The 12,238-nt window shown below is 67.9% G+C and carries 12 protein-coding genes; 5 read left to right on the top strand and 7 right to left on the bottom strand.

Annotated elements, in window-relative coordinates; genetic code table 11:
- Positions 1 to 133: 133 nt before the first annotated feature.
- From pdxA to MY55_RS02375, 3 genes are read right to left on the bottom strand one after another with little or no spacing between them, the layout of a single operon-like run.
- Entirely contained in the window at positions 134 to 1,111 is a 978-nt protein-coding gene (gene pdxA, locus MY55_RS02385) for a 4-hydroxythreonine-4-phosphate dehydrogenase PdxA (protein ID WP_065201920.1), read from the bottom strand.
- A complete protein-coding gene (locus MY55_RS02380) occupies positions 1,111 to 2,400 on the bottom strand; it encodes a peptidylprolyl isomerase (RefSeq protein ID WP_172670347.1) in 1,290 nt (429 codons plus the stop codon). Before MY55_RS02380 ends, pdxA begins: the two co-directional genes overlap by 1 nt.
- A 9-nt stretch (positions 2,401 to 2,409) precedes the next feature.
- Positions 2,410 to 4,683 (bottom strand): LPS-assembly protein LptD, encoded by a 2,274-nt coding sequence (locus tag MY55_RS02375; RefSeq protein WP_047236204.1) that lies wholly within the window; start codon positions 4,681 to 4,683, stop codon positions 2,410 to 2,412.
- 76 nt (positions 4,684 to 4,759) lie between these two features.
- Here MY55_RS02375 and amgK point away from each other — a divergent pair, with 76 nt between their 5' ends.
- The 5 genes from amgK (at position 4,760) to ruvA (ending at position 8,377) form a co-directional block, all read left to right on the top strand.
- Positions 4,760 to 5,794, top strand: coding sequence for an N-acetylmuramate/N-acetylglucosamine kinase AmgK (gene amgK, locus MY55_RS02370; protein ID WP_043579629.1), 1,035 nt, complete (start codon positions 4,760 to 4,762; stop codon positions 5,792 to 5,794).
- Positions 5,794 to 6,456 (top strand): hypothetical protein, encoded by a 663-nt coding sequence (locus MY55_RS02365; protein WP_065201919.1) that lies wholly within the window; start codon positions 5,794 to 5,796, stop codon positions 6,454 to 6,456. Before amgK ends, MY55_RS02365 begins: the two co-directional genes overlap by 1 nt.
- An 11-nt stretch (positions 6,457 to 6,467) precedes the next feature.
- Positions 6,468 to 7,166: an N-acetylmuramate alpha-1-phosphate uridylyltransferase MurU gene (gene murU, locus MY55_RS02360; protein ID WP_080770320.1), complete on the top strand. Its 699-nt coding sequence runs from the start codon at positions 6,468 to 6,470 to the stop codon at positions 7,164 to 7,166.
- Entirely contained in the window at positions 7,163 to 7,693 is a 531-nt protein-coding gene (gene ruvC, locus MY55_RS02355) for a crossover junction endodeoxyribonuclease RuvC (RefSeq protein ID WP_043579623.1), read from the top strand. Before murU ends, ruvC begins: the two co-directional genes overlap by 4 nt.
- A gap of 90 nt (positions 7,694 to 7,783) precedes the next feature.
- Positions 7,784 to 8,377: a Holliday junction branch migration protein RuvA gene (gene ruvA / locus MY55_RS02350; RefSeq protein WP_043579622.1), complete on the top strand. Its 594-nt coding sequence runs from the start codon at positions 7,784 to 7,786 to the stop codon at positions 8,375 to 8,377.
- A 56-nt stretch (positions 8,378 to 8,433) separates the two neighbouring features.
- Here ruvA and MY55_RS02345 read toward each other — a convergent pair whose 3' ends face one another.
- The 4 genes from MY55_RS02345 to MY55_RS02330 form a co-directional block, all read right to left on the bottom strand.
- Positions 8,434 to 8,766 (bottom strand): BON domain-containing protein, encoded by a 333-nt coding sequence (locus MY55_RS02345; RefSeq protein WP_047243119.1) that lies wholly within the window; start codon positions 8,764 to 8,766, stop codon positions 8,434 to 8,436.
- A 259-nt stretch (positions 8,767 to 9,025) separates the two neighbouring features.
- Positions 9,026 to 10,366, bottom strand: coding sequence for a sigma 54-interacting transcriptional regulator (locus tag MY55_RS02340; protein ID WP_047243120.1), 1,341 nt, complete (start codon positions 10,364 to 10,366; stop codon positions 9,026 to 9,028).
- Positions 10,363 to 10,848, bottom strand: a complete 486-nt coding sequence (locus MY55_RS02335; RefSeq protein ID WP_065201918.1) for a hypothetical protein — start codon at positions 10,846 to 10,848, stop codon at positions 10,363 to 10,365. The genes MY55_RS02340 and MY55_RS02335 overlap by 4 nt, the downstream gene beginning before the upstream one ends.
- Positions 10,845 to 12,236: an ATP-binding protein gene (locus tag MY55_RS02330; protein WP_065201917.1), complete on the bottom strand. Its 1,392-nt coding sequence runs from the start codon at positions 12,234 to 12,236 to the stop codon at positions 10,845 to 10,847. Before MY55_RS02330 ends, MY55_RS02335 begins: the two co-directional genes overlap by 4 nt.
- Positions 12,237 to 12,238 lie beyond the last annotated feature (2 nt).

The raw sequence follows: 12,238 nt of genomic DNA, 5'->3' as shown, positions 1-12,238 counted from the left end.
TGCCTGCCAGTGTAGCCCAATGTTGCGGCGCGAAAAACCCATCCCGGATGGGGTCTTGCTTCTTGATTTGAAGAATTTTCGTGTGAATGGATATTGTTGGACAGCCTGGCGGCGGGCGCCGCCGGGCCGGGGCTCAGCGCGCGGCCAGCTGGGCGGCCAGTTGCACCGCCTCCACCAGGCTGCCGGGATTGGCGAGGCCGCTGCCGGCCAGGTCCAGCGCGGTGCCGTGGTCGACCGAGGTGCGGATGATGGGCAGGCCCAGCGTGATGTTGATGCCGGCGCCGAAGCTGGCGTGCTTCAAAACCGGCAGGCCCTGGTCGTGGTACATCGCCAATACCGCGTCGGCCTGGGCCAGCTTGTCGGGATTGAACAGGGTGTCGGCTGGCAAGGGGCCGATCAGCTCGATGCCTTCGGCGCGCAGCGCGTGCAGCGCCGGCTCGATGACGTCGATCTCCTCGCGGCCCATGTGGCCGCTCTCGCCGGCGTGCGGATTGAGGCCGGCCACCAGGATGCGCGGCGCGGCGATGCCGAATTTGCGCTTCAGGTCGGCGTGCAGGATGCGGATCACTTCGAACAGCAACGGCGCGGTGATGGCGTCGGCCACCGCGCGCAGCGGCAGGTGGGTGGTGGCCAGCGCGACGCGCATGCCGCCGCCGGCCAGCATCATCACCACTTTTTTCGTGCCGGTGCGCTCGGCCAGGTATTCGGTATGGCCGGAAAACGGCACGCCGGCCTCGTTGATCACGCCCTTGTGCACCGGCGCGGTCACCATCGCGGCGAATTCGCCGGCCAGGCAGCCGTCTATCGCCGCGTCCAGCGTATCCAGCACGTAGCGGCCGTTGGCCGGGTCCAGCCGGCCCGGCGCGGCCGGCGCCGCCAGCGGCACGTGCAGCACTTCCAGCGCGCCGGCGGGGCCGATCTGGCCGGCGCGGTAGTCGGCCAGGCTGACATCCAGGCCGAGCAGGCCGGCGCGCTGGGCCAGCAGGCCGCGGTCGGCGATGACGACGCAGCGCCGCTCGGGCAGCAAGCGCCGCAGTTGCAGCGCGAGGTCGGGACCGATGCCGGCGGGCTCGCCGGCGGTCACGGCCAGGATGGGCCGGGCCGTCGGCATCACTTGTCGTCCAGGTGTTCTTCGACGAAGGCGGAATCGCGCAGCTGGCGCACCCAGTCGGCGTAAGCCTGCTCCATCTTGCGGGCGCGGATCTGCTGTTTGATCGCCATCTTCTCGTGGTCGCTGGAAACGTCCTGGTTGCGCTTGCCTTCCACCAGGATCAGGTGCCAGCCGAACGGCGAGCGCACCGGCTGCGACACTTGGCCGACCGGCAAGGCCACCATCGCCTTCTCGAAGTCGGGCACCAGGTCGCCCAGGCTGACCCAGCCCAGGTCGCCGCCCTTGGCGTTGCTGCCGTCTTCCGAGTACAGCTTGGCCATGTCGGCGAACTTGGCGCCGCGCATGATGCGGTCGCGCACCTGGTCGATGCGGGCCTTGGCGTCGGCTTCGGACACCGCTTCATTGGTGCGGATCAGGATGTGGCGAGCATGGTATTGCTCGATCAGCATCGGCGCGCCGCCGGCGCGCTTCTCCTGCAGCTGGAAGATGAAGAAGCCTTGCTGGGTGCGGATCACGTCGGTGTGGGCGCCGGTTTTCAGCTGCTCCAGTATCTGCACGAACTCCACCGGCAGCGAGGTGGCGCTGCGCCAGCCCATGTCGCCGCCCTTGAGCGCGTTGGGCGCGTCGGAGTAGGCGGCGGAAACCTTGGCGAACGGCTGGCCGGCGTCCAGATCGGCCAGCGCCTTGTGCACCTTCTGCGACAGCGCGTCGATCTGCTTGGCGTCGGCGCGTTCGGGCACGCCGACCAGGATGCTGGCCAGATGGTATTCGGTGCGGTTGGCGCTTTGCGCGCTCTTCAGCACCTGGTCCACCTCGCTGTCGCTGACCATCACCCGCGAGCCCACTTCGCTGTCGCGCAGGCGCGAGATGGTCAGCTCGCGGCGGATGTCGCCGCGCAGGCGATCCATCGTGATGCCGTCCTTGGCCAGCTGCGCCTTCATGCCGGCCTCGCTCAGCTTGTTCTGCTTGGCCAGATTGGCCACCGCTTGATCGACCGCCGCGTCGTCGATGCGCAGGCCGCCGCTGGCGGCGTATTGCAGCTGCACTTCCTCGGTGATCATCTGCTCCAGCACCTGGTGCTCCAGCACGTCGCGGGCGGGCGGCGCCACTTTCTGCGCCTCCAGCTGCTTGATGGCCTCGTCGACGCGCGCCTTCAGCTCCTGCCAGGTGATCACGTTCTTGTTGACCACGGCGACGATGCGATCCACTTCGCGTACCGGGGTGGCGGGAGCGGCCAGCGCGGCTTGCATGGCGCTGGCGAACAACAGGGCAAGCAGGGTCTTTTTCATGGTCAGGCTTTATTGCTCGTTAGTCTTGGTGTAACCCGGGATGGCCAGGCGCAGCGCGCTTTGCAGGCTGCCGCTGCCCAATGCTCCCAGTCCCTTCAGTTCCAGCTGGAAGAATACCGCGTTCTTGGTGGTGGTCAGGTCGGTGGCGTAGCGCTGGCTGTACAGCCGCGCCGACCAGCAGCCATCGTTGTACTCGAAGCCGGCCAGTTGCTCAATAGGGCGCTGCTGGATCAGCGAGTAATTGTAGCGGCCGATGGCGTACCAGCGCTTGGCGATCGGCCATTGCGCCGCCACGTCCACCTGGCGCAGCGGGCCGTAGGTGCCGTTGTCGTCCTGCAGCTCGTAGATGCCGTAGCGGTAGCGGATGCTGGCGACCTTGCCCGGCTCCGGGTTGTAGCGCAGCTGAACGTTGTAGCGTTGGGTGGCGTTGATGGTCGGGTTGTACTCGTAGCTGCTGTCCAACCGGAAGGTCTTGGTCAGGTCGCCGCCGGCGCTCAGCATCCAGTCATTGCCGGTATTGGTCACCTGCGGCGGCGTGCCATCTAGAACAATACTTTGCTGGCTGAAGTAGTAGCGCTTGCCGATGGCGATGCGCAGGCGCTCCAGGCCGTTGCTCTGGTCGATGAAGCGGCTGGTCAGCGCGGTGGTGATCTCGTTGGCGCCGTTGATGCGGTCGTAGCCGGAGAAGCGGTTTTCGGTGAACAGCTGCGCGAAGTTGAAGTCGTTGACCGAGGTGTCGAAGTTGGGAAGCTTGCTCTGATCCTTGTTGGGGATGTTGACGTAGAACAGGCGCGGTTCCAGCGTCATCAGGTGATCGCGCCCCATGAAGGTGGTGTCGCGGTCGAAATACAGGCCGGCGTCGGTGCTGAAGATCGGCAGCGTGCGGCTCAGCGTGCCTTGGGCGTTGCCCTGGTAAGCGTTCAGATTGTATTCGGTGTAGTTGACGCCGAACTTGGGCCGGATGAAGCCCCAGCTGCGGTCGAAGCTCCAGGTCACGCTGGGGTAGGCGACGAAGCGGTCGCCGGTTTGCAGCGTGGGATGGTCGAAGCGGGTCAGGTCGGTGACCAGGTTGGCGGAAAATCCGCTGGGCAGCGACTGGTTGGCGTTGAAGGTCAGCTGCGGCATCCGCGCGTAGGGGATGTCGGTCGGCTGCGGGTTGATGGTCAGGTTCTGGTAGTGCTGGGTGCGCAGCGTGACGTTGCCGCCGCCGCCCTGCCAGCCCAGCGCGTAGTTCAGCCAGGCTTCGCGGTTGAGGTTGATGTTGGAGGCGATGGCGACTTGGTCGCCGAAGTCGGTGAAGTAATTGTTGTCCGATACCTGGTTGTAGTCGAGGCCGAAGGTCAGGCCGTGGCCGAAATTCTGCTGATGGCGCGCGCTCCAGGCATAGCGCGAGGTGTTGGTGACCTTGTCGTTGGGCAACTGTTCGGTGTAGATGCTGCCGTTGTAATCGGGTTCCAGATAGCGGAATTCGCCGGCCAGCATATTGCCGTGCTTGTCGTTGAAGTGCGGCGTGATGGTGGCGTCGAGGTTGGGGGCGATGTTCCAGTAGTACGGCACCGACAGCTCGGTGCCCGACGAGCCGGTCTTGAAGGTGGGCGTCAACAGGCCCGACTTGCGGTTGCCGTTCAGCGGGAAGTCCAGCCACGGCGTGTACAGGATGGGCACGCCGTAGAATTGCATCCAGGCGTTGTGCGCCACGCCTACGCCGCTGGTGTAGTCGAGGTCGGTGCTGGCGGCCCGCAGATACCAGGCGTCGTCTCCCGGATCGCAGGTGGTCATCCGGCTGCCGTAGATCTTGTACTGATTCTGGCCCTGGAAGTCCACCTGGCTGCCGTTGCCGCGCATGGTGACGGGTTTGGCGGGCTGGCCGCCGGGCGTTTTGGCCGCCGGCGGGTTCTGCCGCGACATCGAAAACACCGGATCCATGCCGGTGCCGGTGTAGTCGTCGACGTTGTAGTCTAGGGTGCTTCCGTCGATCACGTCGCTGCCGCGCGTCATGTGGAAGCGGTCGCCGGCCTTGACGCGGTTTTTGGCCTGGTAGTAGTCCAGCCAGTCGGATTCCACCTTTTGATCGTCGCGGGTGACCACCACATTGCCCTTGGCGTGCAGGATCACGTTCATTTCGCCGTCAAGCTGGTCGGCGGTGACTACGGTCTGGCCTTGTTGTTTGGGCGGGGCGGGCAGCGCGATCGGCGCGTCGTCGTCGGCGCGGGCGGTCTGGGCGTTCAGGGCAAAGGCGGTGGCGACAGCCAGGGCCAGCGGAGTCAGTTTTTGTCTGTGCATGCACAAAGCCATATCGTGGGGGCTAGTGGGCGGTATAGAATCGCCCAATTCTATATCAGTACCACGACAAAGCGACATGCAAAGACTGGAACAGCTCAAGAAATGGCTGGCGCAGCAATATCCTGGTGTTGAAATCCAGGTCGAGTTCGCCGCCGCAGACGCCGACTTCCGCCGCTATTTCCGCGCGATCTGGCCCGACGGCGCCAGCCGCATCGTGATGGACGCGCCGCCTGATCGGATGAACACCGACGCCTACGTCATGGTGCGCGACGTCTTCGCGATGGTCCGGGTGCCGCAGATCCTGCTGCGCGACCGCGAGCAGGGCTTCATGCTGCTGGAAGACCTGGGCAAGATCACCTATCTGGCCGCGCTGCAGCACGACGAGCGGCCGCAGGTGCACCAGCATCTGCTGCTGGAGGCGCTGGACACGCTGGTGGATATCCAGAAAGCCAGCCAGCCCGGCGTGTTGCCGGAATACGACGAAGCGCTGCTGCTGCGCGAACTGAATCTGTTCCCGGAATGGTACTGCGCGAAAGAACTGCAAAAGCCGCTCAATTTCGCGCAGAGGCAATTGTGGGACGCCGGCGTCAAGGCGCTGCTGCCGGCGTTGCTCGCCCAGCCCAAGGTATACGTCCACCGCGACTTCATCGTGCGCAACCTGATGCTGAGCGCCGGCGCGCCGGGCGTGCTGGACTTCCAGGACGCGGTGTACGGCCCGATCAGCTACGACCTGGTGTCGCTGCTGCGCGACGCCTTCATCGAGTGGGAAGAGCCGGTCGTGCTCGACATCGCCATCCGTTACTGGGAGAAGGCGCGCGCCGCCGGCCTGCCGGTGCCGGAGGCGTTCGACGATTTCTACCGCGCCTTCGAATGGATGGGCGTGCAGCGCCACCTGAAAGTGGCCGGCATCTTCGCCCGCCTGTACCACCGCGACGGCAAGGACAAGTACCGCGCCGAGATTCCGCGCTTCATCAAATACCTGAAGCGCGCCTGCCGCCGCTACCACGAGCTGGCGCCGTTCTACCAGTTGCTGGTGCAGCTGGTGGGCCAGGACGAAACCGACGCCGAGCTGCAGTCCAGCTACCCGGTGTTGGGCGTGAAGGGCGGCTGATGCGGGCGCTGGGAGCCGGCCTGTTGCTGATGTCCGGCCTGGCCGGCGCGGCCGGCTTGCAAGCGCGCGTCTGCCTGCCGTCGCAGGATTTGAAAATCTGCCTGTATCAGGACGCGCGGCTGGCCGGCGAGCGCAACGGCGGCATCGGCAGCGGCGGCGGCGAGGGCGGCGACTGGTCGCCGCCGCTGGCGCCGGCCGAATTGCGTGTGTATACGCGCGGCGGCGCCCAACTGAGCCGGCTGCGGGTGGGGCGGCTGGCGGATATCCGCCGCAGCGCGCTCGCCGACGCCGGCAAGCCGGTGTTCCTGCTGGACGAAGATCATTCCGCCGGCTTCGGCTCCTATTCCGGCGTGGAGACGCGGCCGTTCACCGTGAGCGCGCGCGGCCTGCGCTTCGCCCAGCCGCCAGGCGGCGATCCGGCCAAGCCCTTCATCCTGGCCCAGGCGCTGAAAAGCGGCTGGAAGGAGAGCCGTGATGGTTTCCTGCTGGTGTCCTGCGCGCCGGACTTTCCGGCCAAGGGCAAGTGGGACGGCGAAACTTTCCGCGTCCGCTATGCCCGGCTGACGCTGCGGGACGGCCAATGGCGGCTGAGCGAGCGCAGCGAACGCGGCTTCTGGGAGAACGAAGGCGCTTTCCCGGCCGAGCGCCTGTTCCCGAAATGAGCGAGAAGAACATGAAGGCAATGATACTGGCCGCCGGCCGCGGCGAGCGGATGCGGCCCCTGACCGACCATACGCCCAAACCGCTGCTGACGGCCGGCGGCAAGCCGCTGATCCAGTGGCACGTCGAGCGGCTGGCCCGCGCAGGGGTGACGGAGCTGGTGATCAACCACGCCTGGTTGGGCGCGCAGATTGAAGACGCGCTGGGCGACGGCTCGCGCTTCGGGGTGTCCATCGCCTACTCGCCGGAGGGCGAGGCGCTGGAGACGGCCGGCGGCATCGCCACGGCCCTGCCGCTGCTGGGAGACGCCCCTTTCATCGTGCTCAACGGCGACGTGTTGAGCGATTTTCCGGTTCAGCGTCTGGTCGAGGCGGCTGGCCGTCTGGATGGCGAATCGATGCTGGCCCACCTGACGCTGACGCCCAAGGCAGGCTATAAGACCGGCCGCGACCTGACATTGCGCGCCGACGGCCGGGTGGCGGCCTGCGGCGACGGCGACACGCCATACACCTTCTGCGGCCTGGCCGCCTATCATCCGGCCTTCTTCCGCGGCGTGGCGCCCGGCGTGGCCAGCCCGCTGCTGCCGTGGCTGCTGGCCGCGATGGAGCAAGGCCGGGTCCGCGGCGAGGTGCAGTCCGGCCTGTGGCTGGACGTCGGCACGCCGGAGCGCCTGGCCGAGGCCGACCGCATCGCCGCCGGCTGGACCGCATGAGCCGGCGCATCCTCGGCATCGACCCCGGCAGCCTGATCACCGGCTTCGGGGTGATAGACGTGGTCGGCAACCAGCGCCATTACGTCGCCTCCGGCGCGATCCGTAACAAGAGCGGCTCGACGCTGGCGGAGCGGGTCAAGGTGCTGGTTGACGGCATTCACCAGGTGGTCGACACCTACCAGCCCACCGAGGCGGCGCTGGAGCGGGTGTTCGTCAACGTCAACCCGGCGGCCACGCTGATGCTGGGCCAGGCGCGCGGCGCCTGCATGGCGGCGCTGGTGCTGAAGGACCTGCCGGTGGCGGAATACACCGCGCTGCAGGTCAAGCAGTCGGTGGTCGGCCAGGGCAAGGCGCCCAAGGAGCAGGTGCAGTACATGGTGGTGCGGATGCTGAACCTGTCCGGCACGCCGCAGGCCGACGCCGCCGACGCGCTGGCGGTGGCGCTGACCCATGCCAATCATAGCGGCGGGGCGATAGGCAAGCTGGCGCTGAGCGGCCTGAAGGTGAAGGGCGGGCGGCTGGTGTAGGCCGATGCCCGGCTGCGCCGGGCGTGCCGCCGCGGATAGCCCGAAGCGGGCTACAGCCGAATCACAACGAATTCACAGGAAAGAATCATCATGATCGGACGCCTTACCGGCAAATTGATCGAGAAACTGCCGCCGCAGGTGGTGGTGGACGTGGGCGGCGTCGGCTACGAAGTGGACGTGCCGATGACCACCTTCTACCAATTGCCGGCGCTGGGGCAGAATACCACGCTGTTCACCCACCTGGTGGTGCGCGAAGACGCCCACCTGCTGTTCGGCTTCGCCAGCAAGGAAGAGCGGCAGACCTTCCGCCAACTGATCAAGGTGACCGGCATCGGCGCCAAGATCGCGCTGGCGGTGCTGTCGGGCATGACGGCCGACGAGCTGGCCGTCGCGGTGGCCAGCGAGGACATCAAGCGCCTGTCGTCGGTGCCGGGCATCGGCAAGAAAACCGCCGAGCGGCTGGTGCTGGAATTGCGCGGCAAGCTCGCCACCGGCGGCAACCTGACGGTGCCGGGCGGCCTGCCTTTCGCCGCCACTCCGGATGAGAAGAGCGACATCGTCAACGCGCTGCTGGCGCTCGGCTACAACGACAAGGAAGCGGCGGCGGCCACCAAGAGCCTGCCGGCGGACGTCACCGTCAGCGAGGGCGTGCGGCTGGCCTTGAAGAGCCTGATGAAGGCCTGAGGCCGCGGCATGAAAAAGCCCGCCGGGAAGGCGGGCCGATGCGGATGCGGAGCGGCTTAGCCGGCCGGCAGCAGGCTGACCTGGCTGCGCACGCTCTTCACGCCGGGCACCCGCGACACTTCCTCGGCGATGCGGGAAATCGCCTCCTGGCTCGGCGCGGTGCCGCTCAGCACCACGTCGCCGTTGCTGACCTGGGCTTCCACCTTGGCGCCCAGCTGCGCTGCCTTGGCCAGCACTTCATTGACCTGGCGGCCCAGCTCGGCGTCGGCCGGGGCGGCTGCGGCGTGGCGTTCCGCCGCCGGCGCGCTGGCGGGCTGGCTCTGTTCGGCGAAGCTGGCGCCGGCGTACAGGGCGGGGATCAGGCTGGCGAGGATCAGGGTTTTGCGCATGGCAAGAGTCTCCTTGGACTGGGTGAAGGTCACTGCCGCGGTTTGGCGGATCTGCCTGTCCGCGGCGCTTGCCGGATATTCAGCAAGCCCCGTGCCAGCCTTTGGTTTTTATTTAAAATCAAGTATTTATGGTTTTTTTACGGGGCGGAATCCCGCCGCCGGGCTGGCTTTTGTCGCCTGGCGGCGACAGCGGCGGCGGCGAGATCCGGAAAAGCCTGTCCCATCAATGGTTTGGGCCTGTCGCCATCTGGCGACAAGCTCAATCGTCCTGGAACGCGGCGGCGTTCAGCTCATGCTTTTGCAGCAGCCGGTAGAACTCGGTGCGGTTGCGGTCGGCCAGCCGGGCGGCGTCGCTGACATTGCCGCCGGTCAGCCGCAGCAGGCGTTCCAGGTAATCGCGCTCGAATTCGCGGCGCGCGTCGGCCAGCGTCGGAATGGCCTGCGCCTCGCCTGCCACCGCCTTCTCCACCTGGGCCAGGGTCAGCAAGGGGCCGGTGGCCAGCACGCAGCACTGCTCCACCACATTGGCCAACTGGCGGATATTGCCCGGCCAGCGCGCGGCGGCGAGGAAGGCGAGGGCGTCCGGGGCGAAGCCCGTCACCGTCTTGCCGTAGCGCGCTGAGACCTGTTGCAGGAAATGCTGGGCCAACAGCGGGATGTCTTCGCGCCGCTCGGCCAGCGGCGGCAGCGTCAGCGCCACCACGTTCAAGCGGTAATAGAGATCCTCGCGGAACTGGCCGTCGGCGATGCGGGCCGGCAGGTCGCGGTGGGTGGCGGACAGCAGGCGGATATCCACCGGCAGCGGCCGGGCGCCGCCCACCGGCCTCACCTCGCGGTCCTGCAGCACCCGCAGCAGCTTGACCTGCAGCGGCAGCGGCATGTCGCCGACCTCATCCAGGAACAGCGTGCCGCCGTCGGCCTGGCGGATCAGGCCCTCGTGGCGGACGGCGGCGCCGGTGAAGGCGCCTTTTTCGTGGCCGAACAGCTCGCTTTCCAGCAGGTTTTCCGGAATCGCGCCACAGTTGACGGCGACGAAGGGCCGGCCGGCGCGGCGGCTGGCCTGGTGGATGGCGCGCGCCAACACCTCCTTGCCGCTGCCGCTTTCGCCTTGCAGCAGCACGCTGGCGTCGGTGGCGGCCACCATCCGCGCTTCGCTCAGCAGCTCCTCCATCGCCGGGCCGCGGCTGACGATGCCGGCGCGCCAAGCGTCGCCGGCGGCGCCGTCGCCCGCCGACAGCGTCAGGCCCTGCGCCACCTTGTCCAGCAGCAGCTGGCCGTCGAACGGTTTCTCCAGATAGCAGAACACGCCGCGGCTGACCGCCTCCACCGCGTCCGGCACGGTGCCGTGCGCGGTGAACAGGATGACCGGCAGCGTCGGATAGCGGCGGCGCGCGGTTTCGAACAGCTGCAGGCCGTCCATGCCCGGCAGCCGCCAGTCGGTCAGCAGCAGGTCGGCGCGGCGAGCGGCCAGCGCCGTCAGCGCGGCTTCGGCGCTGGAGAGCGCCTCCACCTCGTGGCCGGCGGCTTCCAGCCGCAGCCGCACCAGGCACAGCAGGTCGGGATCGTCGTCCACCAGGACGATGCGGGCGGGGGCGTTCATCGCTTGCTTCCTTCACTCAGGCCATTGGGTTTGGGCAGATCCAGCTCCAGGCGGCGCAGCGCGTCCAGTTTGGCGGCCTGGTCGTCGATGCGTTTTTGCTGGTCGCGCAATTGCTGTTGCTGGCGCTCGTTTTGGTCCTGCAGCCGGAACTGTGTCTGGGCCTGGCGCAGCTGCAGCCGCGCCAGCGCGGCGCTGGCCGGCGACAGGCTCTTGTCGGCCAGCAGTTTGTCCAGCTCGCTGGCCAGGCGGCCCGGCTCGGCGCGATTGGCGCGCAGGATTCGCAGCAGGCGGTAGCTGTCGCAGGCTTCGTAGGCCTGCCAGCGTTGGCGCAGGGCTTCGTCCGGCCAATCCAGCGCGATCAGCAGCGCGTCGCCGCCGGGGCAGTAGCGGACCGGCGCGGCCGGCGGCCGCAGCGCGCAGGCGGAAAGCAGCGGCAGCCATAACAGCGGCAGCCAGCGGCGCGGAAAAACGGGTGGGGTCATATCGGCTCCGGTTCTGGCCAGTGGAGGCGGAAGCGCGCGCCGGGGCCGTGGTCCAGCAGGCTAAGTTCTCCGCCCATCAGCTGCGCGTAGCCGCGCGCCATGGTCAGGCCGAGGCCGCTGCCGGGGCGCTCGCCGTCGGGCGCGGGGCCGCTCCAGAAAGGTTCGAAAATCTTGTCCCGGCATGCTTTGGCCACGCCCGGGCCCTGGTCGGCCATCTCCAGCCAGACCTGGCCGCGCTCGCGGCCGCAGCGCAGCGTCAGCCGGCCGCCGGGAGGGCTGTGGCGGATGGCGTTGAGCAACAGGTTGTCGACGATGGTTTCCACTTTGGACGGATCGCCGTGCACTTCGCCCGGCATGCCGTCCAGCGCCACGATCAGCCCTTTGGCCTGGCACAGCGGCTGGCAGCTGGCGAGCCTGGCCTCCAGCAAGCGGCGCAGCGAAAATGCGGAAACGTTCAGCGTGGTGGACAGCCAGGGGCCGGCGTCCCGCTTCAGCAGCGCCTCAACTCTTTGCCGCAGCGCCAGCGCATTGTTGCCCAGGATGTCGACGATGCGCCGCTGTTGCGGGTTGAGCGGGCCGGCCACTTGTTCGCGCAGCAGCGCCGCGGCTTCGTGTATCGACGCCAGCGGCGTTTTCAGCTCGTGCGACGCCTGGCGGAAGAAGCGGGTCTGCTGCTGCTCCAGCTCCACCAGCCGCCGGTCCAGCTGCTCCAATTCCCGGCCCAGCCGCTGCAGGTCGGCGGGGCCGGCCTGGCGCCAGTTCAATTGGCGGGCGCCGCCGGCCAGCCGGGCGATGCGGCGCTGCAGGCCGCGCAAGGGGGCGTGGATCAGCAGGGTGACGATCAGCGCCAGCAGCACGGCGGCGGCCAGCGCCAGCCAGGCCAGGCGGTTGGCTTGCAGCCGCATCCGCTCGATGTCGCCGCGCCAGCTCGCTTGCCGTTTCTCGCCGGCCTGGACCAGGATTTGCTGTTGCTGTTCCAGCACGCGGCGCAGTTGGCGGAAGCGCGCCTCGCGCTGTTGGCTGTGGGCCGGCGTCTGGGCGCAGAGGGCGAGCGCGGCGTCGATGCCGGGCAGCGCCTCGGCCGGCGCATCCTGCCGCAGCGTCCGTTGCGCGCTTTGCAATTCGGCGCGGGCCTGGCTGGCGGTTTCGTCGAGTTTGCGGTCGCGCAGGATCGCAGCCTGGCGGCTGGCGCGCTCGTACTGCAGCGCCTGCTCCTGCGACAAGCGGGCGATGTCTTGCCAGCGCTGGGTTTGGCGCTGTTGGCGCTGGGCGCTGTCGGCGGCCTGGCCCAACTCGTGGCGCAGTTGCATCAGCGCCGCGGCGGGGATCAGCGCGACGCCGAGGAAGCCGGCCAGCAGCAGGCCGCGGAAGGAAAGGAAGCGGAGCATGG

The sequence above is a fragment of the Chromobacterium subtsugae genome, from assembly GCF_001676875.1.
Taxonomy (GTDB): Bacteria; Pseudomonadota; Gammaproteobacteria; order Burkholderiales; family Chromobacteriaceae; genus Chromobacterium; species Chromobacterium subtsugae.
Note: the sequence above shows the minus strand (reverse complement) of the source record. Positions and strands in the feature narration are given on the sequence as shown.